Source organism: Streptomyces sp. 840.1 (genome assembly GCF_003751445.1).
In the GTDB taxonomy this organism is placed as follows: Bacteria; Actinomycetota; Actinomycetes; order Streptomycetales; family Streptomycetaceae; genus Streptomyces.
The window spans coordinates 5,492,192-5,514,886 of record NZ_RJUU01000001.1 but is presented as its reverse complement, the minus strand read 5'-3'; the positions used below and the strand labels follow the sequence as shown (position 1 = coordinate 5,514,886).

The window sequence follows — 22,695 nt, the reverse complement described above, 5'->3', positions numbered from 1 at the left end:
CTCGGCAGCGCGCTACGACCGGCTGCCGCGCACCATCCTGCGCCGTCCCGGAGAAATCTGCCGTACCGCGCGCCCCAGGTCCATCGAGGTTTTCTTAAGCGCGGCCGCAGCTCCGCTTCACACCCCGGCCGCACGGGCGGGGCAGGCCTGCTCCATCCGGGGGTTCGCGCGCGGCGCCGCCCCGGGGCCGGGTCAGCCCTTCAGGAGGAAATCCCTGATGTGACGGGCGAGCCGGGCCGGCTGGTCCTCCGGGATCAGGGTGTAGCTGTCCTCGATCTCGACCAGCTCGCCCTTGGGCAGCAGCTCGGCCAGCCGGCGGCCGTGCTCCGGCGGCATCACCCGGTCCTGCGCCGCCCAGGCGACCAGTGCCGGGCGGTCGAAGGTGCGCAGCGCTTCCGCCCAGCCGAGCAGCTCGGCCCTGGGCGGCACCCCCAGGACGTACTTCCGCAGGTCCCGGCGGATCTCCTTCGAGGTCCACAGCGGCCGGAACCAGCCGTCCATCACCTCGTCCGGCACCGGCCTCCTGGTCATCCGGCCCCAGGTCATCGGCAGCCGCCGCATCGGCTTCAGCCTGAGCAGCGCGAAGGCCGCCCGCAGGCCGCCCGGCATCCTGGCGGAGGCGTACAGGTTCTTGCCGGGCAGGCCGGGCGGGAAGTTGTCGAAGGCCTCGCACGAGGTGATGACGAGCTTCCCGATCCGCTCGTCCCGGCCGTCCGCCACCAGCGCCTGCGCCCCGCCCCAGTCGTTCATCACCAGGGTGACGTCGGTGAGGTCGAGCGCCTCCAGGAACTCGGCGACCAGCCGTGCGACGCCCAGGACCGACAGGTCCGCGTCGGGGCGCATCGGACGGCGGTGGCCGCCGAGCGGCAGGGTCGGGACGACGCAGCGGTGACCGGCCCGCAGGTCCTGGACCACGTGGCGCCAGAGCGTGCCGTCCATGGCGACGCCGTGCAGCAGGACCACCACCGGCCCGTCGCCGCCGGTGTCCTCGTACTCCACGACTCCGGCGGACAGCTCCAACACGCCTGTGGAAAGCTCCGGTTCGGTCATCTGGCACACCTTTCACGTTTCACGGGACAGCTGCGCACGGTCACCGTACCGATCCGTACAGGCCGAGGAAGCGGGCCCGTCCGTGGTCGATCCGGTAGAGGAAGATGCCCTCCTCGCGCGGGACCAGGTGGCTGCTGTCGAAGGCCAGGCGCCTGGTGATGCCCCGGTACTCGGTGCGGAAGACGCGCTGGGGGATTCCGCCGCGCAGGGCGTCGGTGGCGCTGGTGGTGGCGGCGGCCCGTGCGATCAGGCCCACCGCGTCGTAGGCCTCGGCGGCCCAGGTGGCGGGCGGTGCGCCGAACCTCTTGCGGTGCGCGGCGGTGAAGGCCTTGGCGGCGGGCAGCGCCGTGGGGTCGGTGTACGCCTCCGCGAAGATCCAGCCCTCGGCGGCCCTGCCCGCGTCCCGGAGGAAGGCGGGTGCCAGGACGGGGCCGGTGGACAGGACGGCGCCGGTGAATCCGGCGGCCGCGAGGTCGGTGGCGCAGCGGGCGCCCCGGGCGGGGGACGTGCCCGCGTAGATCACCGCTCCGGCACCGGCGGTGATCGCGGCACGGGCGGCCGGGGCGAAGCTGTCGGTGTCCGCCGCGACGGTGCGCGCGGTGACGGTGATGCGGCCCGTCCGCATGTCCCGGAGGGGGCGGGCGATCTCCCAGCTGCCCGGCGGATCCTCCCGGTCCTCGATGACGACGGCTTTCTTCACGTGCTGGACGTTCGCCAGGTGGTCGATCAGCCCGGAGACGAGCGAGGAGTCGTACGGGCGCAGTACGCACTGGTACCCGGCGTCCACCGAGTCGGGGGGCGTGTGCCCGGCGGCGACGACGACCTGGAGGAGGCGGGCCTTCGCGTAGCGGCCGGCCACCGCCGCGGCCGCGACGTCGGCGGTGGGGCCGATCACGGCGAGCACTGCGGGGTCGGCCGCCAGCCGGTCCGCCGCGGCGAGCGCGCGGGTGGCGTCCCCGGCGTCGTCCTCGACCCGAAGGCCGAGACGGAAGGCTTTGTCCGTACGGGAGTTGTGGTCGTCGACGGCGAGCCGGGCGCCTCTTTCGTGGGCGAGCCCGACGGCCCTGCCCGGCCCTGTGCTGTCCGTGTGCAGGCCGATCGTGTACGTGCGGAGCTTGCGGGCCGCCGCTCCGGCACCGCTGCCGCTGCCGCCGCCCCGGGCGGCCAGCCAGGCGGTGGTGGTGCCGGTGAGCAGGACCGCGGCGGCGGCTCCGGCGGTGAGGACGCGCCGGCGGGTCGGGCGGGCCGGGTCCGGCGCCGGCTCGCGCGCGAGGGGCAGGGGTTCCGGGTCGGGCAGGGCGAGGGCGGCGGCGGCGCGTTCGGCGGCGACGGCGGCGAGGCCGGGCACCTCCCAGCCGGTGCCGTCGCCCCTGAGCAGCCGCTCGGTCTCCGCCGCCGTCGGGCGGTCCGCCGGGTCCTTGGCCAGGCAGGCCGTCACCACCGGCAGCAACGCGGACGGCAGGCCCGCCAGGTCCGCTTCGCCGTGGACGGTCCTGAAGAGGACCCCGGCCGCCTCGCCGTGGCCGAACGGCCGCTGCCCCGTCGCCGCGTACACCAGGACGCACCCCAGCGAGAACACGTCGCAGGCCGGTCCGACCGGCCCCGCCGAGGCCTGTTCGGGCGCCAGGTAACCGGGCGTGCCGAGCACCGCGCCGGTCGCGGTGAGAGCGGTGGCGCCCTCGTGGCGGGCGATGCCGAAGTCGATGAGGCGGGGCCCGTCCAGGGCGAGGAGCACGTTGCCGGGTTTGACGTCGCGGTGCAGGAGGCCCGCCGCATGGACTGCGGCGAGGGCCCCGGCGAGGCGGGCGCCGAGTGCCCGGACCGTCGCCACCGGCAGGGGGCCGCGCTCGTCGACTGCCTCGGCCAGCGAGGGGCCGGGCACGAACGCGGTGGCCAGCCAGGGCTCGCGGGCCTCGGTGTCGGCCCCGGTGACCGGGACCAGCCACGGGCCGGTGATCCGGGCGGCGGCCTCCGCCTCGCGGCGGAAGCGGGCCCGGAATCCGGGGTCGGCGGCGTGCTCGGCACGGATCACCTTCACGGCGGCGAGCGCCCCGCCCGCCGAACGGGCCAGGTAGACCACGCCCATGCCGCCCGCGCCGAGCCGGACCAGGGTGCGGTACTCACCGATGGTGCGCGGGTCGTCCGAGGTGAGGGGGCGCATGCCGGTCAGGCCTTCTCGCCCTTCGGCGCGGCGCCGAGGTGGACGAAGCGCCCGCCGCGCACCCCGTAGAGAAAGGCGTCCGCCCCCTTGAGCCGGTGCAGTTCGTCGAAGGCGTACGTCCGGGAGACTCCCTTGTACGAGGACGCCGCGATCTTCGCGACGAGCGCGGTCCGGGTCGGCCGGACCGGCTTGGGGCCGCCGCCGGCGAGTGCGGTGACGGCTGCGGTCACGAGCCCGGCCGCGTCGTAGGCCTCGGCGGCCCAGTAGGCGGGGGCGGAGCCGTACTCCGAGCGGTGGGCCGCGGCGAACTTCTCGGCGCCCGGGGTCGTGGCGTCGGTGTAGGGCGCGGTGAACTCCCAGCCCTCGGCGGCCTGTCCGGCGTCCTCGATGAAGCGCGGTTCCATGGCGGTGTGCATGGCCATCCTGGGTCCCTTGAAGGGGGTGCCGCCGAGTGCGCGTGCGGTGCGGGCGGCGCCGGCCGCGTCGCCCGCGTAGAAGAGGGCGTCGCTGTCGTGCCGGAGCATGTCCTCGATGACCGGGGCCAGGTCCTTGGTCCCGGCGGGAACCACGCGTGGGTAGGTGGTGCCGGTGGTGATCACGCTCGTCTGCATGTTGGTGAGATAGCCGACCTGGTAGGCGGACTGGCCGCCCGCCCGGTCCAGCAGCACCCCGAGCCGTTCGACGTCCGGCCGGAGCACCAGCCGTCGGATGACGGGCGCGCACAGCGCGGCGTCGGTCGGGGCCGCCTGGAAGAACGACTTCCTGGAGGCGGCCTTGTAGGACAGCTGCAGCGAGGAGACGGTGACGACCGGCAGCATCGCCTCGTCGTAGGCGGTGAGGACGGCCTCGGTGGTGTCGTCACCGGTGGGGCCGACCACGGCGAGCACGTCGCGGTCCCGGGTGAACTGGGCGGCCGCCCGGACCGCGCGGGCGGGGTCGCCGCCGTCGTCGAGTGCCTTGACGGTCAGGGTGAAGGGCTTTTCGGCGCGGGAGTTGAACTGCTTGACGGCCAGCCGCACCCCGCGTTCCTGGGACCGTCCGGCGGCGCGGCGCGGTCCGGACAGGTCCGCCTGTACGCCGATGATCCAGGCCCGTTCGCCGGGCTCGGCCGCTGCGGGGCCGGGGTCGTCGCGCAGCCGTTCCCGCAGGGCGAATCCGCCGCCCGCCGCGATCACGACACCGGCGCCCGCGAGCAGCAGTCTCCGCCGGCCGGGGCGGGCTGCGGGCTGCGGGGTCCCCGGTTCGGCGACGGTGGGTTCGATGCCGGGCAGGTCGAGCATGGCGGCGGACCGGGCGGCGATCAGCGCCACGACCTCGTCCGGCAGCCAGTCGATGGAGCCGTTCGGCGCGTCCTCGGGGATCCGGGCGTCGAGTTCGGCCGCTGTGGGCCGTTCACCCGGTTCCTTGGCCAGCAGTGCGCCGAGCAGCGAGCGGAGTTCGGGGTCCTCGATCCCTTCGAGGTCGGGTGCGTCGTGGACGGTCCGGTAGAGCAGCGCATCGACGGCTCCGCTGCCGAACGGTGGCCGTCCGGTCGCGGCGTAGGCCAGGAGGCAGCCGAGCGAGAAGACGTCGCTCGCGGGCCCGGCGGCCGTGCCGCCTCCCGAGGCCTGTTCCGGCGAGAGGAAGCCGGGGGTGCCGACCACGAGGCCGACGACGGTGAGCGCGGTGGCGTCGGTGGCCCGTGCGATCCCGAAGTCGATCAGGCGCGGACCGTCGACCGTGAGCAGTACGTTGCCCGGCTTGACGTCCCGGTGGACGAGCCCCGCCGCGTGCACGGCGGTCAGGGCGCGGGAGAGGAGCCTGCCGAGTACCCGGACGCTGCGGGCGGGCAGGGGCCCGCACCGTGCTACGGCCTCCGACAGTGCGGGCCCCGGCACGAACGCCGTGGCGAGCCAGGGGCGTTCGCCCTCCGTCTCGGCACCGGTGACGGCGACCGCCCAGGGGGTCTCGACCCGGCGCGCGGCCTCGACCTCGCGGCGGAAGCGGGCCCGGAAGTCCTCGCTTCCGGCGAATTCCGGGAGGATCACCTTGATCGCGGCCAGGGCTCCGCCGTCCGTGCGGCCGAGGTAGACGACGCCCATGCCGCCGGCGCCGAGGCGCCCGAGCAGCCGGTGTCCGCCGATCGTCGAGGGGTCTGCGGGACGCAGCCGTTCCATCACGCTCTCCGCTCTCTCAACTCTGCTTCTCGACGGCTGACTTGAGCCGCACCAGCATGGTGGCCTGGGCCTGGCTCGTCAGTTCGTCGAGTTCCTCGCTGGTCCGCCCCTTCGCCCCTTTCCCGGTCACCGCCACGGTGAACTGGAGGGACTGGGCCTGCTGCCAGACGTACGCGAAGGGGCCGCCGAGCGTGGAGCTCTGGTACGTCCCGATCTCGGTCAGCGCGTCCGCGGCGTTCACCTGGCCGCCCTTGCCCTGCGGCAGGGTGGCGGCGACCAACGACCCGATCAGTTCGCCCTTCCGCAACTGCTGCGTGGGGCAGCGCATCGTCTCCTCCACCGATTCCGCCATCTCCCACTGGGCGCCCTCGCGGCTGCGGTGCACGGTGACGACGGCGGAGAGCCGTATGGGCCCCTTGCCGTCGGCGGCGGGGACCTCGAAGGAGCGGCTGCGGGTGGCCAGGACGCCGGCCGCCGGCTTCTGCTGCTGCCAGACGCAGTCGGTGCCGAGTACCGGCCAGGTGGCGGGATCGCTCTCATACGGGGTCCGCCTGGTCACATCGGGCCCGAAGCTGGCGGGGTCCGCGATGATCCGGTCGATGAAGTCGAGCGCCTCGCCTCGGGAGGTGGGCAGCCTGGCCGGGTCCGCCTCGATGTCGCCGGTGTCCTCGATGCCCGAGGTGGTGTCCGGGGCCGGGTCGGAGGAGGAGGCGCCGGTCGCCCGGGTGCTCCTGCCCTCACCGCCCGGACTCCCGCCGCCGCTGGAGCACGCCACCAGCACCAGTGGAACCAGCGCCAGCACTCCGTATCTGCGTATCGGCCCGTCGTACGCCACGATCAGCCACCCCGTCTCCCCGAAGACCACCCCGATCCTATGATCGCGGGCCCGTACAGGGCAGTGGTACTCGAAACTGTTGCCCCATCAGGACGCTTTCGTAGCAGCTCACTTACCCGTCCGCACCGCGTAGGGGCGACGGGGATATCGTCCGGTCCGCCGATCGGGTGACGCCCCCGGACCGGTCTGCGGGCCACTACCTGAACAGCCCCGTCCGGATGGCCCGCCCCGGGGGCCTGCGGTCCACTGGGGCCGACGGCCCACTCATGCGGCCGCGCGCCGCCCGTGCGGGCGGCCGGATGACATGACCGAGGAGCCCCGATGAAGCGCCACACCAGGACGGCCGCAGTGCTGGCCTCCGTGACCCTGCTGGCCGCCGCGGCGGCCGGATGCTCCGACAGCGGATCGAGCGGCCAGAGCTCGACCGGTACGGACACGGGCAGCGTGAACAGCGGCCGCCCCGTCGACGCGCCCGCCGCCGCCTCCGCGTCCCCCAGCGCGTCCAAGCCCCCCGCGACGGTCTCCCTCAAGAAGGGCACGTACGGCAAGTCGCTGGTGAACGAGAAGAAGATGACGCTCTACGTGTTCGACAAGGACACCAAGGACAAGTCCATGTGCGAAGGGGCCTGCGCCAAGGCCTGGCCGCCGCTGCTCGACGAGAAGACGCCGACCGGCGGCACCGGGGTCGTCTCGAAGCTGCTGAAGACCACGACCCGCAGCGACGGCAAGAAGCAGGTGACCTACAACGGTCACCCGCTGTACCTCTTCGACCAGGACAAGAAGGCCGGCGACGCGAAGGGCCAGGGCGTCAACGCGTTCGGCGCCAAGTGGTACGTCATCAACGCCAAGGGCAAGAAGATCACCACCACCACCCCTACGGCCTCGGCCTCGGCCTCCGCCTCCGCCACGCCGTCGAGCAGCAGTAGCAGCAGCACCGGCACCGGCTACTGAGCCCCGCCCGCCCGGCCCACGCACCCCCGGAGACGCCATGCCGTTCTCGTTCCGTACCGGCCGGGCGCGGTTCGCCGTGGCCGCCGCCGCCATCGCGCTCTCGTCGACGGCCCTCGCGGGCTGCTCGGACAGCGGCGGCGGAGGCGGCGGCAGCTCGTCGGCCCCCGCCACACCTCCCTCGCTGATCCCGCCCACGGCGTCATCGCCCTCGGCGTCCGCTTCGTCCCGGCCGCCCGCGGGCGGTGGGACGAAGGTGAGCATCAAGAACTTCAAGTTCCTGCCCGCCGCCCCGACCGTCGCACCCGGCACGAAGATCACCGTGACCAACGACGACACGACCACGCACACGATGACGGCGACCAAGGGCAAGGCCTTCGACACCGGTGACATCGCGCCGGGCAAGTCGGCCACCTTCACCGCCCCGTCGAAGGCCGGCGCGTACCCGTACGACTGCACGATCCACCCCTTCATGACGGGGACCCTCACCGTCAAGTGAGCCCCGGACGCCGTCCGACGGCCACCGGCGCGAATGGAGCCGCAATGTCCGCAGAAGTGCCCGCCACACCGGACGCCCCCGCGCACGGGAACACCACCGGCCGCCTTCTGCGCGGCACGGCCCGGGTGCTCGCGGCGGCCGGTCTCGCCGTGGACGCCTATGTGCACGCGCACCTTGCGGAGCAGTACGACGCCGTCATGGCCGACATCAGCCAGGGCACGCTGTTCCGGATCGAGGCGGGCATGGCGGCACTGGCCGCGCTGCTCGTCCTGGTCTGGCGACGGTGGCCGGCCGACCTGTTCGCCTGGTCGGTCGCGACCGGCGGACTGGCCCTCCTGCTGATCTACCGGTACGCGGACATCGGCGCCTGGGGTCCGTTCCCGAACATGTACGAGCCGGTCTGGTTCACCGAGAAGCGGGTCAGCGTCGTGGCCCAGGCGGTCGCGATGGTCGCCACGGTGTATCTGCTGCTCTTCCGGCCGCGGCGCCGGGCCCGCGTCGACCGTCCGCACTGAGCACCCCGCGGCGCTCCGCCCGCGCGCACCGTCCGCCCCGGATCTCAGGCATCCGCCGAGACCGTGAGGAGCACCGGGCCGGAGAGCCCCGTCACCGCCCGGACCGAGTCCGCGAACACCTCCGTGGTCCAGGCGGCCACGTCCGTCGACCACTCGCGCGCCTCGCAGCGGAAGGCGAGCGCCCGCCGCAGCCCCTCGGCCTGCACCGCACCGGCGAGGGGCGGCGCCAGTCCCGGGGTCTTCGCGGCGGCGGGCTTGAGGGGCTCGACCGACAGGTGCCCGTAGGTACGGTCGAGCGCCGCGTCGCGGATCCCGCCGGCCCGTGCGCCGAGATCCGCCGAGGGCGGGGCGGACACGGTGACCGTCAGTGAGGCCGCGCCCGACGGGTCCGCCAGGGCGAACCAGTCGGCCACTTCGGCGAGTTCGACCCGGGCGTCCCCGGCGCGGTGCAGCGGCACAAGGGCGTGCGTGCCGGTGAGGCGTACGGTGCCGACGCGGCGCAGCGCGTCCGAGAGGACCGTGATGACGGGCAGCACCGGCAGGCGGCGGGCCCGCTGCCGCTTCCCCGGAGTGTTCAGGGGCCGGGGAAGCGACGACTGGAGCCAGGCCAGCTGCCGGACCTGCCCGTCCTGCGTCCAGTCGCCGTCGGCGTCGTTGTGGTCCCAGAGGTTGTCGGCGGGCTTGTCCGTCAGAACGGTGGAGCTCCAGGCGTAGGCGGACGCCCGCTTCACGGCGAGGCTGAAGACATCCTCTTCGAGGTCGAACTCAGTGCTCACCCGGTCGATCCAGGGATGCCGGGCCAGCACTCCGTGCAGTCCCACGATGAGGGTGGCGTCCGGACCGGTGTCACTCATCGTCGTACTCCTGGATCGAACGGCTGCGACGGGGACCAGGGAATCAGACGCCGCACTTGACCGTGACCGGCTTCGTGTAGGCCTTCTCCGGCGAGTCGGGCACCCCGATGAGATCGACGTCGATCTTGGTCCGCCACTGGCGCTTGCTGCGGTTCGCGCACTTCTTGCGCGCGACGACGCGGCGGGCGCTGCCGCCGTTGCCGGACTTGAGGTTCTTCGCGTTCCTGGCGACCGAATGCCACTTCTTGCCGGACTTCAGCTGGAGCCAGATGGTGACCTTGGCCTTGGTGCCGGGGCCACTGACGTGGGTCCACCAGGCGTGGGCCGACGCCGTGCGTGGTGGGGTGCTCGAAATGTGTACGCGATCACCGTTGGTGACGAAGACGCCGGGGCCCTTCGCAGGGGCCGTCGCGGCCGTCGCGGGGACAACGGAGCTGCCGAGTAACACGGCGGTCAGAGCCGCCGACGTCGAGAAAGTGCGCATGCGCATGCTGTGGTCCTCCTCGTTCCCCGTGGGCGGGCGGCAGGAGTGGCGCCGTCCGCGCGCCCATCACGCTAGGGGGAGAACACACCGCGGAGCAATCACACAATTGATGGCGAATCAGCGCCTTTCCGCAAGGTCCCCGAAAGGCTGCGGTATCAGGACTTGTCCCGGGGCCAGGGCCGCCCGTCGAGGCGTTCGATGTCGCGGTTGAGCCGGGCGAGGTTGTCCGCGAGCTGGGCCGCCTCCTCGGGCGTCCAGTCGGCCAGCAGCCTCCCGAGGCCGTCCAGGTTCTCCGACCGGTCCTGGTCCAGGCGGTGCGTGCCCTCGTCCGTGATGACGAACTTCCGGGCGATGCCGCCCTCCGGGTCGGGGATGCGCTCGACGACACCGGCGCGCAGCATAGCGGCGGTCTGCCGGTTCAGCGTGGAGGCGTCGAGGCCGAAGGCGTCGCGCAGATCACCGATGGACATCGGGCCCTCGACCTGGATGCGGCTGAGGAGGATGTAGGCACTCCGGTCCAGCCTGCCCCCGCCCCGGGAGGCGAGCAGGTTCATATGGCGGCCGAGCAGCATGGTCTCGAACTCGATCCGGTCCACAGGCATGTCCACGCGAGGGTTCCTCCGACTGCGAGTGCGGGCCCGCCTCCCTGCCGGGAAGGGCACCCCTCTGTACAGATATACCACGGATTGTATGCATGCTGCATTTGATGTGCATGACACACTATCAGTGCATGATGCACATCAATTGCATGATGCATCCCACTTACGGGCCGGACCGCCCGCGCGCCCGTAGACTCGGCGGATGGCGAAGTATTTCGATGTACACCCCGAAAATCCCCAGCGGCGCACCATCAGCAACGTGGCCGACAGCATCCGCTCCGGCGCGCTCGTCGCGTATCCGACGGACTCCTGCTACGCGCTGGGATGCCAGCTCGGCAGCCGTGACGGCATCTCCCGCATCCGTGCGATCCGCAACCTCGACGACCGCCATCACTTCACGCTCATGTGCCAGAACTTCGCCCAGCTCGGGCAGTTCGTGCAGATCGACAACGACGTGTTCCGCACGATCAAGGCGGCGACCCCCGGCCAGTACACCTTCATCCTTCCGGCGACGAAGGAGGTGCCGCGCCAGCTGCTGCACCCGAAGAAGAAGACCGTTGGCGTCCGCATCCCCGACCACGCCGTCGTCCAGGCCCTCCTGGAGGAACTCGGCGAGCCGCTGCTCTCCAGCACCCTGCTCCTGCCGGACGAGCCGGAGCCGATGACCCAGGGCTGGGAGATCAAGGAGCGCCTCGACCACGAGGTGGACGTCGTGGTCGACTCCGGCGACTGCGGCACCGAGCCGACCACCGTCATCGACTTCTCCAGCGGCGAGCTGGAGATCGTACGCCGGGGCGCGGGCGACACCTCCCGCTTCGAGTAACCGGGCCGGCACGGCAGCCGGGCTCAGTACACCAGGTCCAGTTCCACACCGACCGTCTTGCCCGGTACGCGCTCCAGCACCGCCCACCGGTCCGCCAGCGCCTCGACGAGCACCAGCCCGTACCCGCCGCCCGACCCGGGCGGCGGCTTCACGATCTCCCCGGGGCCGGGCGGGCGGCGCTCGCCCCGGGTGTCGGACACCTCGATCCTGAGCCTGCCGAGCACCCCCGGGCATCCGGCGGTCATGCCGAGCAGCAGCTCGAAGTCCCTTCCCGGTACGCGACCGTGGGTCACCGCGTTGGCCGCCAGCTCGGCCACAAGCAGCGCGGCGGTGCAGGACACGTCCGAGCGGTACGGGATGCCCCAGACATGCAGCTGGTGAACGGCGAGCCTGCGGGCGAGCCGGGCCCCTCGGGGGGTGGAGCTGAACCGCTGCACGAACAGCCTCTCGGTGCGCGGCCGGTGGGGGGTGACGGGTGCTTCCATGCGGGTCAGCCTGTTCGGCGGAGACCTCGGCGACCAGTTACGCAACCCGTACGCTCGGTCAGCGTACGGGTACGGAGCGTGGACAGTATGCGTAACGATGCGTGACCATGGGCGGGTTGCGGATCGGGGACAGTACGCGAAAGGTGGCCGCACGTGACCGACGAACCCGAGTACTCGGAGAGCCTCAAGTCGTTCGGGGAGGTACTCAAGGTCCTGCGTAAACGGGCCGGGCTGACGCAGGAGCAGTTCGCCCCGATGGTGCGGTACTCGGTGCCGATGGTCGCCTCGATCGAGCAGGGCCGCCGGTTTCCGCCGCCGCTCTTCGTCGAGCGGGCCGAGTCCGTGCTCGACGGCCTGGGGGTACTGAAGGCGGCGGCGAAGCACCTGTCGCGGCGGCCGGGGCTGGCCAACTGGTTCCGCCAGTGGGCACAGCTGGAGCAGGAGGCGATCGCCCTCTACACGTACGAATGCCGGTTGATCCCGGGGCTGTTGCAGACCGAGGCATACGCACGGACGCTGTTCACCGAGCAACTGCCGCTCATGGGTGACGAGCAGATCGAGACGCAGTTGGCAGCCCGGCTGGAGCGCCAGGAGCTGTTGCAGCGGCCCAACACCGCCTACAGCTTCATCCTGGAGGAGCATCTGCTGCTGCGCGGCCTCGGCGGCAAGGCCGTCACCGCCGAGCTGATCGACCACCTGCTGGAGCTTGCCTCGCTGCGGAACGTCGAGATTCAGATCATGCCGGTGATGCGGGAGCGGCACGCGGGGCTGGGCGGCCCGATGCGACTTCTGGAGACCCCGGAGAACCGCTGGTTCGGTTACTGCGAGGGCCAGGAGAGCGGCCAGTTCATCTCCGATCCCAAAGTGGTGAGCATGCTCCAAATGCGATATGCCAGGATGCGTTCGCAGGCTCTCTCCCTGGAGGACTCCTTGAGCCTGCTGCGGCAGATGCGAGGAGCGTTATGAGCAGCACCACAGAACTGGCCTGGTTCAAGAGCAGCTACAGCGGCGGCGACGGCGACAGCTGCGTCGAGGTCGCCCTGTCCTGGCACAAGTCCAGCTACAGCAGCGGCTCCGGGGACGACTGCGTAGAGGTCGCCACCTGCCCCACCACCGTCCACATCCGCGACTCCAAGGTCGGAGCGGGCCCGCAGCTCGCCCTCTCCCCCGCCGCCTGGACCCGGTTCGTCGGCTACGCCGTTCAGGGCTGAGCGTCCTCCCGCCACTTCTCGAACTCCCACGCGGGATAGCTGGTACCGAGGTACGGCAGGTGCTCGTCCCAGTCGGCGGCGGTGAGAGCCGCCGCCGGCCGGACGGGGATGCCTCCTTCTCGCGGCAAGGGCACGCGGGGACTTGATAGCGTCGCCCCAGCGACTGCGGAACTCTCCCCGCCGGGGTCGTCGCTCAGCCGGGTCGGCGCTGCCACCACGGACGGCGGGTGCGGGTGGCAGGGGACCTTCATGGCAGGGACGAAGAGAGCCGACGCATGAGCCTCGCGCAGTTGCACTACACCTCCGCAACGGCCGGGGACGGACCCGAGAGCGGCGAGGACGCGGAGATACCCGCCCGTTTCACCGCGGTTGACGCGGCGATACCTGCGGCGGTGCTGACCGAGGGCGGTCCGCTCCTGGCCTACGAGCCGCCGGCCGGCACCGCCCGTCAGGTCACCGAGAACGCGCTGCGCGCACTGCCCGAATCGTTCAGCTTCAGCGTCCTGTCCGACGGCAGCCACCTGCTCGCCCGGACCGTGCCGGTGCGCACCGCGCAGCTGTCCTCGCTGCGCTTCCACGCCCACGCGGTCCACCTCCCCGCCGGTACCCGGCTGCCGGGCGGGATGCTCCCGATCACCGCCTGCCGCTCGGCGCGCTGGGCCGCCGTGACACCGGACCGGGTGCCGGCGGTCGACCCGGTCACCGCGCTCTCCGCGCTCTCCGCAGCGACGGGCCGCGCCGCCGACCGTGAGGGGCTCAACGACTTCGCCGTCTCCCGGGGCCCCTGGCTCGCGGGCGTGCTGGCCGATCTGCGCGGGCTGAGCGAGTCGGCCGACTTCCCGAAGGTCGTGCTCGTCGAGCGGCAGAGCGCGGACGTGGCCCGGTGGATCGCGCTGGCCGCCGCAGTCCTGCCCCCGGAGAGCGCCGAACGGCTGACCTTCACCACGTACACCCGCCACCCGCAGCGCGCCCCGCAGCGTGTCGTCGGCGTGCTGCCGCAGGACGCCCACGAGCTGTCAGGACCCGGTTTCCGGGTGCACACCTGCACCGGTCCCCGCCCGGAGGCGACCGTGGACGACGCCTGGGCCGAGACCGCGGCCCGGATCTGGCGGAGCCGTACGCCGGAGCTGTTCCGGGAGGCGGCCGAGCTGCCCGGCGAGCCGTTCGCCGCCGGGCCGGTCGCGGTGACCGCCCTGTGCGCCGGGATCGCGCTGGGGCCGAACGAGCGTGCCGCAGCGGCCGGCTGGGCCGCCGAGCGCCCCTACGCGCTGGACGCGAAGCGCACCCGGCAGCTGGTCGACGCCCTGACCTCGGCGGGCGTCGACGACCGCACCGGGGCCGAGTTCGACGCGGCGGGGCGGCTGTTCGCCGCACTGGACGGCCGCTCCCCCGCGACGACCACGGCTCCGCTGGCCGCGATGCTGGTGACGGAGGCGGTACGCGGCGGGAACGGCTCCGTCGAGCTGCCCGGCCGCACGGCCTTCAGCGGACCGGAGGGCACGGCCGTCGCCGCGGTGCTCGGCCCGGAGATCGTCACCGAGCTGAGCGGCACGGGGACCGGTCTGGACGTGGCCCGCACCGTGCAGCTGCTGCGGGTGGCCCGGCTGCTCGACGTGGACTGCGCGGACCTGCTGCCCGGCGTCGTACGACGGCTGGCGCCCGCCCTGCTCGCGGACGTGCAGGACCCGCCGGGCTGGGCGCCCGCGCTGCTGGAGCTGATGGACGAGCAGTTCGACGTGCGTACGGCGCTGCTCGGCGCGCTGGACCGGATCGCGCCGCAGGACCCCGCCGGGGCGGAACGGCTGCTGGGCCGGGTGGCGCTACCGTTCACCGGTTCTCAGCTGTTGCCGCATTTGCGGATGTGCGCCGAGGCGCCCGAGGCCAAGGCGGCCTGCGGCGACGACCGGGTGGCGGCGGTGCAGCGGGTCCTGCGGGCCGCCGGGATGTCGCCGTTCGCGGAGCCACTGGTGCTGCGCACGGCGGTGGGCCTGGTCTGGGAGGAGGGCGCTCCCACGGTGGGCGAGGCCCGGCTGCTGCTGGAGACCGCGACCTCGGACGCCCACCGGACGGCCGGCACCTGGTCGCACCTGGTCGCCGCCGCCCTGAACGCCCCCGCCGACGACGAGGAGGCGCCCCGGCTCGCCCATGACCTGCTGCGCGGGTTCCCGCAGGAGATCACGGGCCGGGAGCGCGGGGCCCTGCTGCTACTGGACTTCGCCCGCGAGCTGCGGTCCGGGGAGGCGGAGCCGGAGTGGGCCCAGCGGGTCCGCGCGCTGCGGCCGGGCGCCGAGCCGGTCGAGCCGGAGGTGCTGGGCCACGCGTTCGGCGCCCTGGCCGGGCGGCTGCTCGCCCCGGACGGGCCGGAGGCCGAGCTGTACGCCCTCGCGCACAGCGGCGACGCGGACCTGATCGCCGCGTACGACCGGGCCGCGCACGGCCCCGACGTCCGGGCCCGGCTGGCCGCCGACCCCGGCTACGCGGCCGGCTGCTTCGCCGTGTGGACGGCTCATCCGCACGCCGGGGCCGAGTGGAGCCGGACCACCGCCGCCCTGCTGGAGGAGGTGCTGCGCCCCGCCGTGCGCGCGCTGCCCGCCGGAGGGGTGGCGGCCGTGGAGGAGGCCGTTGGCCGCTCCGGCAGCAGCGGCCGGGCGGAGGCCTTCCGGGACTGGAACCGCCGCAGCCAGGGCACCCTGGGCCGGCTGGGCAGGCGGCTCGCGGGCCGCGTCCGGCGGGGCTGAGGTCCGCCGGCCGTAGGCGGTCCCGGGTGTCGCGGGCGCCTCGCCGCGCCCGGTAACCTGGGGCCTACCGATCTCGTGGGCCACCTGGCGGGCTGCGTGAACCCCAGGAGGAACAGATGACGACGAACCGTGGGCGCAAGGACGTGATCCGGGACCGGATGGCCGCGACCGGTGAGTCGTACAACGTCGCCGCCCGCAACCTCAAGGCGATGAAGGACATGGGTGCCACCCGTGAGGCGGTCCTCACCCAGCGCTGGCGCCCGGCGGAGTCCTTCGACGTGCCGTGTCCGTGCGGCGGCACCTGTGAGCCCGGCGAGACGTGCGAGCGCTGCCACGCCCGGCACCGGCACGTGGCGCGGTACCCGGGAAGCGCCACCGAGGTGGAGACCTGGGTCGACCGCTACGAGTGCACCGGCTGCCCGGCCTCGTACACGCTGCTCGTCGAGCTGCCTGGGCGGCCCTGGGGTGTGGCGGAGACGGTGATCCAGGGCGGTTCGGCCGAGGAGGTCGTGCGGGCCCGGGTCTTCCCCGGTGTGGTGCACCCGCTGCTGAAGCCGGAGACCGACGAGGCCTGAGCTTCGCACGGGGGGATCTCTGCGGCCCGGCGGGTTTCCGGGCCGGTCGCTGCGTAGGCTTCTGCCCCGGGAGCCGAGGGGCGCGCCGCCGGGTGCAACGCCCCGGACACGACGATCGAAGGGGGGCGCCCGGTGCGCGGAGAGGTGCTCGAAAGCCGCTACCGGCTGGTGGAGATGCTCGGGGCCGGCGGTATGGGCCAGGTGTGGCGGGCCGTCGACTCACGGCTCGACCGTGACGTGGCCGTCAAGGTCATCACGCAGAGCCCCCTCACGACGAGCCAGTCGGCCGCGCGGTTCCGCCAGGAGGCACGGGCGACCGCGCGTCTGACCCACCCCCGCATCGTGACCATCCATGACCACGGCGAGGCCGCCGTCGCCGGGCACCAGGTGCTGTTCCTGGTCATGGAGCTGGTCCCCGGCCGGTCCATGGCCTCGTTCACCGCCACGGAGCAGCGGAGCGTCGAGTCGGTGGTGGCCTGGGGGCTGCAGATCTGCGCCGGCCTCGCGGCCGCCCACCGGGCAGGCGTCGTCCACCGGGACATCAAGCCGGCGAACGTCATGGTGTACGGGGACGGCGAACTCGACCTGAAGATCTGCGACTTCGGTATCGCGCGGCTGATCGAGGAGTCCGGGACCGGGCTCACGGGCACCGGTGCGACGATCGGCACACCCGCCTACATGTCACCCGAGCAGGTACGCGGCGACCGCACGCTCGACGGGCGCAGCGACCTCTACTCGCTGGGCTGTCTGCTGTACGAACTCCTCGCGGGCAGACCGCCGTTCGAGGGGGCGGGGTGGTCGGTACTGTCCCAGCACCTCAACGGGACACCGGAACCGGTGCGGCGTCTGCGTCCCGGGGTTCCGGCCGCTCTCGACCACTTGGTCATCTCGCTGCTGCGCAAGGATCCCGACCACCGGCCCGCCACGGCCGACGAGGTGTCCGAGCGCCTGCGCGGGGCGCTGGAGGGTCCCGGGGACGTAACCCCCGGAGTGCGTGAGCTCGCCGCCGCCCCGACGGTCGACGCCCCGCGCATACCGCAGGCCGGGCCCCCGCAGCCGTCCCCGCCGGAGGCGCCGAGGCAGCCCGCTCCGCAGACGCCGGACGCCTCGCTCCAGGCCGCCACGCCCACCGTGCCGGAGCCGGTCGGAACTCCGGCCCACCCGAAGGCGGTGCCGGGGGCCGGACGGGTGTCGGCCTGGAGCGGGCTGCTCGCCACCGGCGCCCTGTGGTCCCAGTTCGCCCTGCTGACCGGCTGGTCCCCGGTCTGGACCCTGTCCCTGTGCGTACCGGTCTTCCTGGTCGCCCTGGCGGCGGCTTACATGGGGGCGCCGACCGTCGCGGCGGACGACAAGACGCCGGCGGACACCGGCCTGCTCCTCATGGCGATGCTCTGCACGGTGCTCGCCGTCGTGTTCCTGCTCCTGTGGCCCCCGTCGCCGTGGTGGACGGCGTTGCTGACCGCCGTACTCGGCGTGCCCGCGCTGTTCTTCACCGGCATGGGGGTGCGCAGGGCCGTCGGGGCGGTGGTCCGCAGGGCGCCGTGGCACACGGCTGCCGGCACGGCCACCGGTCTGCTGAACGGTGTCGTGCTTGCCGGCCTGCTGGCTGCCGGGGGCGAGGTTTCCGTGCTTCTCTCGATCGCGGCCGGTGCGGGCGCGTGGGCGGCCGTCACGTTCGTGACCACCCTGCTGATGCCCCGTTCCGGGGCATCAGCGGTGGCGCGGGCACAGGCCTGATCCGTGCTGCGGTTCAGCTTCCGTCGGGCGTGAGCCGCAGCGAGATCGAGTTGATGCAGTACCGCTGGTCCGTGGGGGTCGGGTAGCCCTCGCCCTCGAAGACGTGGCCCAGGTGCGAGCCGCAGCGGGCGCAGCGGACCTCGGTGCGGACCATGCCGTGGGTGCGGTCCTGGATCAGTTCGACCGCGTCGGTGTCCTTCGGGTCGTAGAAGGACGGCCAGCCGCAGTGCGACTCGAATTTGGTGTCGGAGCGGAACAGCTCCGCGTCACAGGCGCGGCAGGAGTAGACGCCCGTCGTCTTGGTGTCGGTGTACTCGCCGACGAAGGCGGGCTCGGTGCCGGCCTGGCGCAGCACCGCGTACTCGGCGGGGGAAAGCTCCGCCCGCCACTCCTCGTCGGGCTTGTCGATGTCGTACGGCACGGTGGCTCCCTCAGCTCGACAGGTGGTCCAGGATCTGCGGGCCGAGGTCGGTGACGTCGCCCGCTCCCATGGTGAGAACGAGATCGCCGGGCTTCGCCATTCCCGCGACGGCCCCGGGGACCGCCGTCTTGTCGTGGACGGCGGTGACGTCGGCGCCGGCCGCCCGTGCGGCGTCGATGATCAGGGCGCTGGTGATGCCGGGGATCGGGTCCTCGCGGGCCGGGTAGATGTCCAGGACCACGGAGGCGTCGGCCAGGGCGAGGGCTTGGCCCATCTCGGTGCCGAGCTCCTGGGTGCGGGAGAACAGGTGGGGCTGGAAGACGACCAGGAGGCGGGCGTCGGAGGCTGCGCCGCGCATCGCTTCGAGGTCGGCGGTCATCTCGGTGGGGTGGTGCGCGTAGCTGTCGATGACCTGGACACCGGCTGCCTCGCCCTTGAGCTGGAGGCGGCGCTTGACGCCGGTGTACTTGCCCAGCGCGGAGGCCAGGTTGTGCGCCGGGATGCCGAGGGCGACACCGGCGGCGAGGGCGGCCACGGCGTTGAGCGCGTAGTGGCGGCCGGGGACCGAGACGGTGAAAGTGAGGTACTTGCCGTTCAGGACGACCGTGACCTCGCTGGTCAGGCCGCGCTGGGTGATCTTGTGGACGCGTACGTCGGCGGTCGCGGCCTCGCCGTAGGTGACGACCTTGAGCTCGGCCTGGTCGCGCACCCGGCGGGTCAGCTCGACGGCGCCCGCCTGGTCGGCGGAGACGACGAGGGTGCCGCCGGGGACGACCTTGCCGGTGAAGGTCTCGAAGGAGTCGTAGATCTCGTCCATCGAGGCGTAATTCGCGTGGTGGTCCAGTTCGACGTTGAGGACGATCGCGACCTCGGGGTCGTACTTCTGGAAGCTGCGGTCGCTCTCGTCGGCCTCGGCGACGAAGATCGCGCCCTCGCCGTGCGTGGCGTTGGTGCCGGGTCCGGCCAGGTCGCCGCCGATCGCGTACGAGGGGTCGAGGCCCAGCTCGGTCAGGGCGACGGCCAGCATCGATGTGGTGGTCGTCTTGCCGTGGGTGCCCGCGACGGCGATGGCCCGCGTGCCCTCCATCAGCGAGGCGAGCGCGTCGGAGCGGTGCACGACGGGGATCGAGAGATCACCGGCGCGCACCAGCTCCGGGTTGTCGGCGCGGATGGCACTGGAGACGACCACGCACGTGGCATCGTCCGCCAGGTGTCCGGCGGCGTGCCCGATGTGGACGGTCGCCCCCAGCGCGCGCAGCGCCTCGGCGGTGGCGGACTCCTTGGAGTCGCTGCCCGCGACCTTCGCGCCGCGCCTGGTGAGGATTTTCGCGATGCCCGACATTCCGGCGCCGCCGATGCCGATGAAGTGCGGCCGTTCCATGGCGGCGGGGATGCCGGGTGCCATCTGTGCTCCTGCGTGCTGGTTGCGGGTTTCGAGTCGCGGCCGAGGGCCAACCCGGACCGCAGGGTCAGCCTATTCGCTGTGCGCGAAGAGCTTGAGCACCGGTACGCCGACCTTGTGCCGGGCGCGGGACGCCCAGTCGCGGTGGAAGAACTCCTCGACGTAGTGCGGCGCGGTCAGCACGATGACCTCGTCGGCCTCCGACTCCTCGACCACGGAGGTGAGCTTCTCCAGGGGGTGGGTCTCGATCACCTGTCCGACGGCCTCGGAGCCCGACTGGCGCAGGGCCTCCAGGGACACTTCGAGCGCGAGTTCGGCGGACTCCCTGGCATTCCTGCCCTCCGGTTCCTCGCTCTCACGGGCCGCTTCCTTCAGTTCGCCCATCGCCAGGTCGTCGATGGCCCGCAACAGCACATCCGCCTGGTCGCCACGTGGCTGCATCAGCACGACGAAGGAGATCTGCTCCTCCCCGTGCAGGGTGGTGACGAACTCGACGTCCTCGGAGGTGAGGGGCTTCTCGATCATCAAAACGCTGGTGAACACCACAGGCGCCCTTCTGCTTCAGTGACCGTCGCCGGCCACTGCTGAAACCATCCTTCCCCGTGCTCGCACGGGGTCCGCGTTCCATTCTGCCCACCGAACGCTAACCGGAACGGGATATTCCGCTGATTGTCAGATCCGACGGTACCGAGAGAAGAGGAACCCGGCCTCTTCCAGCACCGATGTCAGGGCGAATCGTTCCGGCACAGCCACCGACGGGCCGCCCGCGATCCGCTGCGCGTCCCCGGCGGTGAGCATCGGCGCCAGGGTCAGACACATCTCGTCCAGGGCGTCCGCCGCCACGAACTGGCCGAGCAGCCTGGGCCCGCCCTCCGTCAGCAGCCGCCGGTGGCCCAGAGCGGCCAGCTCCCGTACGGCCCTGGCGGGGTCCACCCGGGAGCCCTCCCCCGCGATCACCACCTCCGCGCCCGCCGAGCGGGCCGCCGCGATCCGGTCCGGCGGGGCGCCCGCGCCGGTCAGCACGAGCGTCGGGACCAGCGGCGAGGTGAAGAGCGGCAACGAGAAGTCCAGGTCCAGGCTGCCGCTCACCACGGCGACCGCCGGAGCGGCCCCCTGGCCGGCCGCCGCCCGCCGCGCCGCGAAGGCCTCCCGGGCGCGGGCCGGCCGGTAGCCCTCGAGCCGTACGGTCCCGGCTCCCGCGATCACCACGTCCGCGAGCCCGCGCAGGGTGCCGAAGATCCGCATGTCGCTCGGGCAGGAGATCGGCTGCGAGCGGCCGTCGTGCTGGGCCGCCCCGTCGAGCGTCGAGACCATGTTGGCGCGCAGCCACGGGCCGTCGGTATCGGGGTAGGCGTAGGCGTCGGCGAGGGCGTCCAGACTCCACTCGCCCCGGTCGTCGGCGGCTGTCGGGTCGGTCACAGGGAACAGGCGTCGCATGTCAGGCAGTCTGGCACGGCCTAAGCTTGAGAGTTGTGTCGTCCTCCCACGCCGTGCCGGGGCCCAGCCCCATAGCCGAAACGGCCCCGCTGTCCCTGTGCGCCCTCGAACCGCACGTCCCCGCCGACCGGCTGGTCGCGGAGATGGTGCCGCCGCCGCGCTTCGATGCGGTGCGCTTCGATACGTACGTTCCCGACCCGAACCAGCCGAGCCAGATCGAGGCCGTCAAGGTCCTGGGGCAGTTCGCCGCCGGGCTCGGCGGGGCGCACGCCAGCGGGTCCGGGAAGCGCAAGTGGTTCGGGAAGAAGGCCCTGGCGCCCAGTGGCCCCCGCGGTGTCTACCTCGACGGCGGCTACGGCGTCGGCAAGACCCATCTGCTCGCCTCGCTCTGGCACGCCACGCCCGCCGCGCCCTCCCTGAAGGCCTTCGGCACCTTCGTCGAGCTGACCAACCTGGTCGGCGCGCTCGGGTTCCAGCAGACCGTGCGGACGCTGAGCGGGCACCGGCTGCTGTGCATCGACGAGTTCGAGCTCGACGACCCGGGCGACACGGTGCTGGTCTCCTCGCTGCTGAGCCGGCTGGTCGAGGCGGGGGTGGCGCTGGCCGCGACCTCCAACACGCTGCCGGGCAAGCTCGGCGAGGGCCGGTTCGCCTCGGCCGACTTCCTGCGCGAGATCCAGGGGCTCTCCTCGCACTTCCGCCCGCTGCGCATCGACGGGGAGGACTACCGGCACCGCGGGCTGCCCGACGCCCCGCCGCCGTTCTCCGAGGAGCAGGTCACCCGGGCCGCGTACGCGACCGAGGGTGCCAGCCTGGACGACTTCCCCGCACTGCTCGACCACCTGGCCCGCGTCCACCCGAGCCGGTACGGGGCGCTGACGGACGGTCTGCGGGCCGTGTGCCTCACCGAGGTGCGGCCGGTGCCCGACCAGTCCACCGCGCTGCGGCTCGTGGTGCTGGCGGACCGGCTGTACGACCGGGAGGTTCCGGTGCTCGCCGCCGGGATGCCGTTCGACCGGCTGTTCAGCGAGGAGATGCTGAACGGCGGGTACCGGAAGAAGTACTTCCGGGCAATCTCCAGGCTCACGGCACTGGCGCGCGACGCGAAGGGGCTGGTGGCGCAGTAGGTTCGGGGGCGTAACACCGGCCGGGCACGACGGAGTGCCCCGCCGCTCCCGTACAACCGCGCATTCCGTTTGAAGGGAACCAGCATGGCTACCACGCGTCAGGCGCACACGGTCTGGGAAGGCAACCTGATCGAGGGCAAGGGCGTCGTCACCCTCGATTCCTCGGGCATCGGGGAGTACCCGGTCTCCTGGCCGTCCCGCGCGGAGAAGGCGAACGGAAAGACCAGCCCCGAGGAGCTCATCGCGGCAGCGCACTCCAGCTGCTTCTCGATGGCGCTGTCCAACGGTCTGGCCACGGCCGGCACCCCGCCCACCCGGCTGAACACCCAGGCCGAGGTCACCTTCCAGCCGGGTACCGGCATCACCGGTATCCACCTCACCGTCGAGGGCGAGGTGCCCGGTCTCGACGAGGCGGGCTTCGTCAAGGCGGCCGAGGACGCGAAGGCGAACTGCCCGGTGAGCCAGGCACTGACGGGCACGACGATCACGCTGAGCGCGTCGCTCGCCTGAGGCACCCGCCGGGCCTGAGAGGCGCTGAGGGCCCGGGACACGCATGAGGCCAGTGGCTCGCACGGTTCCCGCGCGGTGTGACGCGTGGTACACACGTGCGGGTCACTGCTCCTGTCCCCAACAGGAAG

The 22,695-nt window shown here is 72.7% G+C and carries 24 protein-coding genes; 11 read left to right on the top strand and 13 right to left on the bottom strand.

Annotated elements, in window-relative coordinates; translation table 11 throughout:
* Positions 1–192: 192 nt before the first annotated feature.
* Genes EDD93_RS25235 through EDD93_RS25220 form a run of 4 tightly spaced genes read right to left on the bottom strand, consistent with a single transcriptional unit; the run spans position 193 to position 6,145 of the window.
* Positions 193–1,050, bottom strand: a complete 858-nt coding sequence (locus EDD93_RS25235) for an alpha/beta fold hydrolase (protein WP_123527313.1) — start codon at positions 1,048–1,050, stop codon at positions 193–195.
* Between the two features lie 40 nt (positions 1,051–1,090).
* A complete protein-coding gene (locus tag EDD93_RS25230; RefSeq protein ID WP_123527312.1) occupies positions 1,091–3,211 on the bottom strand; it encodes a bifunctional serine/threonine-protein kinase/ABC transporter substrate-binding protein in 2,121 nt (706 codons plus the stop codon).
* 5 nt (positions 3,212–3,216) lie between these two features.
* On the bottom strand, positions 3,217–5,367 hold the full coding sequence (locus EDD93_RS25225; protein ID WP_123527311.1) for a bifunctional serine/threonine-protein kinase/ABC transporter substrate-binding protein: 2,151 nt from the start codon (positions 5,365–5,367) through the stop codon (positions 3,217–3,219).
* 16 nt (positions 5,368–5,383) lie between these two features.
* Positions 5,384–6,145 carry a hypothetical protein gene (locus tag EDD93_RS25220; protein WP_398905145.1) on the bottom strand — a complete coding sequence of 254 codons (762 nt, stop codon included), beginning with the start codon at positions 6,143–6,145 and terminating at the stop codon, positions 5,384–5,386.
* Between the two features lie 378 nt (positions 6,146–6,523).
* Here EDD93_RS25220 and EDD93_RS25215 point away from each other — a divergent pair, with 378 nt between their 5' ends.
* The 3 genes from EDD93_RS25215 to EDD93_RS25205 are packed head-to-tail and all read left to right on the top strand — an operon-like array spanning position 6,524 to position 8,164.
* Positions 6,524–7,153 (top strand): hypothetical protein, encoded by a 630-nt coding sequence (locus EDD93_RS25215; protein WP_123527310.1) that lies wholly within the window; start codon positions 6,524–6,526, stop codon positions 7,151–7,153.
* Positions 7,154–7,190: 37 nt separating this feature from the next.
* Positions 7,191–7,649, top strand: coding sequence for a cupredoxin domain-containing protein (locus EDD93_RS25210; RefSeq protein ID WP_123527309.1), 459 nt, complete (start codon positions 7,191–7,193; stop codon positions 7,647–7,649).
* A gap of 44 nt (positions 7,650–7,693) precedes the next feature.
* A complete protein-coding gene (locus tag EDD93_RS25205; RefSeq protein WP_123527308.1) occupies positions 7,694–8,164 on the top strand; it encodes a hypothetical protein in 471 nt (156 codons plus the stop codon).
* Positions 8,165–8,208: 44 nt separating this feature from the next.
* Here EDD93_RS25205 and EDD93_RS25200 read toward each other — a convergent pair whose 3' ends face one another.
* The 3 genes from EDD93_RS25200 to EDD93_RS25190 form a co-directional block, all read right to left on the bottom strand.
* Positions 8,209–9,018, bottom strand: a complete 810-nt coding sequence (locus tag EDD93_RS25200; protein WP_123527307.1) for a hypothetical protein — start codon at positions 9,016–9,018, stop codon at positions 8,209–8,211.
* A gap of 43 nt (positions 9,019–9,061) precedes the next feature.
* A complete protein-coding gene (locus tag EDD93_RS25195) occupies positions 9,062–9,508 on the bottom strand; it encodes a hypothetical protein (RefSeq protein ID WP_123527306.1) in 447 nt (148 codons plus the stop codon).
* A gap of 149 nt (positions 9,509–9,657) precedes the next feature.
* Positions 9,658–10,110, bottom strand: coding sequence for a MarR family winged helix-turn-helix transcriptional regulator (locus EDD93_RS25190; protein ID WP_123527305.1), 453 nt, complete (start codon positions 10,108–10,110; stop codon positions 9,658–9,660).
* Positions 10,111–10,303: 193 nt separating this feature from the next.
* Between EDD93_RS25190 and EDD93_RS25185 the strand changes: the two genes are divergently transcribed.
* Positions 10,304–10,924 (top strand): L-threonylcarbamoyladenylate synthase, encoded by a 621-nt coding sequence (locus EDD93_RS25185; RefSeq protein WP_123527304.1) that lies wholly within the window; start codon positions 10,304–10,306, stop codon positions 10,922–10,924.
* A gap of 23 nt (positions 10,925–10,947) precedes the next feature.
* On the opposite strand, the gene EDD93_RS25180 is transcribed toward EDD93_RS25185, so the two are convergent.
* Positions 10,948–11,409 carry an ATP-binding protein gene (locus tag EDD93_RS25180; protein WP_123527303.1) on the bottom strand — a complete coding sequence of 154 codons (462 nt, stop codon included), beginning with the start codon at positions 11,407–11,409 and terminating at the stop codon, positions 10,948–10,950.
* 153 nt (positions 11,410–11,562) lie between these two features.
* Here EDD93_RS25180 and EDD93_RS25175 point away from each other — a divergent pair, with 153 nt between their 5' ends.
* Together EDD93_RS25175 and EDD93_RS25170 are read left to right on the top strand one after the other, a co-directional pair.
* Positions 11,563–12,375: a helix-turn-helix transcriptional regulator gene (locus tag EDD93_RS25175; RefSeq protein ID WP_123527302.1), complete on the top strand. Its 813-nt coding sequence runs from the start codon at positions 11,563–11,565 to the stop codon at positions 12,373–12,375.
* Entirely contained in the window at positions 12,372–12,620 is a 249-nt protein-coding gene (locus tag EDD93_RS25170; protein WP_123527301.1) for a DUF397 domain-containing protein, read from the top strand. Before EDD93_RS25175 ends, EDD93_RS25170 begins: the two co-directional genes overlap by 4 nt.
* Here EDD93_RS25170 and EDD93_RS39690 read toward each other — a convergent pair.
* On the bottom strand, positions 12,611–12,754 hold the full coding sequence (locus EDD93_RS39690; protein WP_185092436.1) for a hypothetical protein: 144 nt from the start codon (positions 12,752–12,754) through the stop codon (positions 12,611–12,613). The genes EDD93_RS25170 and EDD93_RS39690 overlap by 10 nt on opposite strands.
* Before the next feature lie 141 nt (positions 12,755–12,895).
* Between EDD93_RS39690 and EDD93_RS25160 the strand changes: the two genes are divergently transcribed.
* From EDD93_RS25160 to EDD93_RS25150, 3 genes are all read left to right on the top strand, one after another.
* Positions 12,896–15,358 (top strand): GTPase-associated protein 1-related protein, encoded by a 2,463-nt coding sequence (locus tag EDD93_RS25160; RefSeq protein ID WP_123527299.1) that lies wholly within the window; start codon positions 12,896–12,898, stop codon positions 15,356–15,358.
* A 116-nt stretch (positions 15,359–15,474) separates the two neighbouring features.
* The gene (locus tag EDD93_RS25155; RefSeq protein WP_123527298.1) at positions 15,475–15,933 is read left to right on the top strand and encodes a hypothetical protein; all 459 of its coding nucleotides are present in this window, start codon (positions 15,475–15,477) and stop codon (positions 15,931–15,933) included.
* 132 nt (positions 15,934–16,065) lie between these two features.
* Positions 16,066–17,670 carry a serine/threonine-protein kinase gene (locus EDD93_RS25150; protein ID WP_123527297.1) on the top strand — a complete coding sequence of 535 codons (1,605 nt, stop codon included), beginning with the start codon at positions 16,066–16,068 and terminating at the stop codon, positions 17,668–17,670.
* 13 nt (positions 17,671–17,683) lie between these two features.
* Here the strand turns inward: EDD93_RS25150 and msrB are convergent, their stop codons facing one another.
* The 4 genes from msrB to EDD93_RS25130 form a co-directional block, all read right to left on the bottom strand.
* On the bottom strand, positions 17,684–18,091 hold the full coding sequence (msrB, locus tag EDD93_RS25145) for a peptide-methionine (R)-S-oxide reductase MsrB (RefSeq protein WP_123527296.1): 408 nt from the start codon (positions 18,089–18,091) through the stop codon (positions 17,684–17,686).
* Between the two features lie 10 nt (positions 18,092–18,101).
* Positions 18,102–19,496 carry a UDP-N-acetylmuramate--L-alanine ligase gene (murC, locus tag EDD93_RS25140; protein ID WP_123527295.1) on the bottom strand — a complete coding sequence of 465 codons (1,395 nt, stop codon included), beginning with the start codon at positions 19,494–19,496 and terminating at the stop codon, positions 18,102–18,104.
* A gap of 69 nt (positions 19,497–19,565) precedes the next feature.
* Complete coding sequence (locus EDD93_RS25135) at positions 19,566–20,018, bottom strand: indole-3-glycerol phosphate synthase (RefSeq protein ID WP_123527980.1); 453 nt, start codon at positions 20,016–20,018, stop codon at positions 19,566–19,568.
* Positions 20,019–20,165: 147 nt separating this feature from the next.
* A complete protein-coding gene (locus EDD93_RS25130; RefSeq protein ID WP_123527294.1) occupies positions 20,166–20,930 on the bottom strand; it encodes a pyrimidine reductase family protein in 765 nt (254 codons plus the stop codon).
* 35 nt (positions 20,931–20,965) lie between these two features.
* Here EDD93_RS25130 and zapE point away from each other — a divergent pair, with 35 nt between their 5' ends.
* Together zapE and EDD93_RS25120 are read left to right on the top strand one after the other, a co-directional pair.
* The gene (gene zapE, locus EDD93_RS25125) at positions 20,966–22,057 is read left to right on the top strand and encodes a cell division protein ZapE (protein ID WP_123527293.1); all 1,092 of its coding nucleotides are present in this window, start codon (positions 20,966–20,968) and stop codon (positions 22,055–22,057) included.
* A gap of 84 nt (positions 22,058–22,141) precedes the next feature.
* Entirely contained in the window at positions 22,142–22,567 is a 426-nt protein-coding gene (locus EDD93_RS25120; RefSeq protein WP_073734893.1) for an OsmC family protein, read from the top strand.
* Positions 22,568–22,695: the final 128 nt, after the last annotated feature.

Excerpts from the sequence above, each read along its gene's own strand:
- EDD93_RS25195 (WP_123527306.1), bottom strand. The coding sequence starts at position 9,508 with ATGCGCATGCGCACTTTCTCGACGTCGGCGGCTCTGACCGCCGTGTTA.
- EDD93_RS25155 (WP_123527298.1), top strand. The coding sequence starts at position 15,475 with ATGACGACGAACCGTGGGCGCAAGGACGTGATCCGGGACCGGATGGCC.
- EDD93_RS25235 (WP_123527313.1), bottom strand. The coding sequence starts at position 1,050 with ATGACCGAACCGGAGCTTTCCACAGGCGTGTTGGAGCTGTCCGCCGGA.
- EDD93_RS25225 (WP_123527311.1), bottom strand. The coding sequence starts at position 5,367 with ATGGAACGGCTGCGTCCCGCAGACCCCTCGACGATCGGCGGACACCGG.
- murC (WP_123527295.1), bottom strand. The coding sequence starts at position 19,496 with ATGGCACCCGGCATCCCCGCCGCCATGGAACGGCCGCACTTCATCGGC.
- EDD93_RS25210 (WP_123527309.1), top strand. The coding sequence starts at position 7,191 with ATGCCGTTCTCGTTCCGTACCGGCCGGGCGCGGTTCGCCGTGGCCGCC.
- EDD93_RS25170 (WP_123527301.1), top strand. The coding sequence starts at position 12,372 with ATGAGCAGCACCACAGAACTGGCCTGGTTCAAGAGCAGCTACAGCGGC.
- EDD93_RS25185 (WP_123527304.1), top strand. The coding sequence starts at position 10,304 with ATGGCGAAGTATTTCGATGTACACCCCGAAAATCCCCAGCGGCGCACC.
- EDD93_RS25215 (WP_123527310.1), top strand. The coding sequence starts at position 6,524 with ATGAAGCGCCACACCAGGACGGCCGCAGTGCTGGCCTCCGTGACCCTG.
- EDD93_RS25130 (WP_123527294.1), bottom strand. The coding sequence starts at position 20,930 with ATGCGACGCCTGTTCCCTGTGACCGACCCGACAGCCGCCGACGACCGG.
- EDD93_RS25120 (WP_073734893.1), top strand. The coding sequence starts at position 22,142 with ATGGCTACCACGCGTCAGGCGCACACGGTCTGGGAAGGCAACCTGATC.
- EDD93_RS25160 (WP_123527299.1), top strand. The coding sequence starts at position 12,896 with ATGAGCCTCGCGCAGTTGCACTACACCTCCGCAACGGCCGGGGACGGA.
- EDD93_RS25230 (WP_123527312.1), bottom strand. The coding sequence starts at position 3,211 with ATGCGCCCCCTCACCTCGGACGACCCGCGCACCATCGGTGAGTACCGC.
- EDD93_RS25200 (WP_123527307.1), bottom strand. The coding sequence starts at position 9,018 with ATGAGTGACACCGGTCCGGACGCCACCCTCATCGTGGGACTGCACGGA.
- EDD93_RS25135 (WP_123527980.1), bottom strand. The coding sequence starts at position 20,018 with ATGATCGAGAAGCCCCTCACCTCCGAGGACGTCGAGTTCGTCACCACC.
- EDD93_RS25180 (WP_123527303.1), bottom strand. The coding sequence starts at position 11,409 with ATGGAAGCACCCGTCACCCCCCACCGGCCGCGCACCGAGAGGCTGTTC.
- EDD93_RS25205 (WP_123527308.1), top strand. The coding sequence starts at position 7,694 with ATGTCCGCAGAAGTGCCCGCCACACCGGACGCCCCCGCGCACGGGAAC.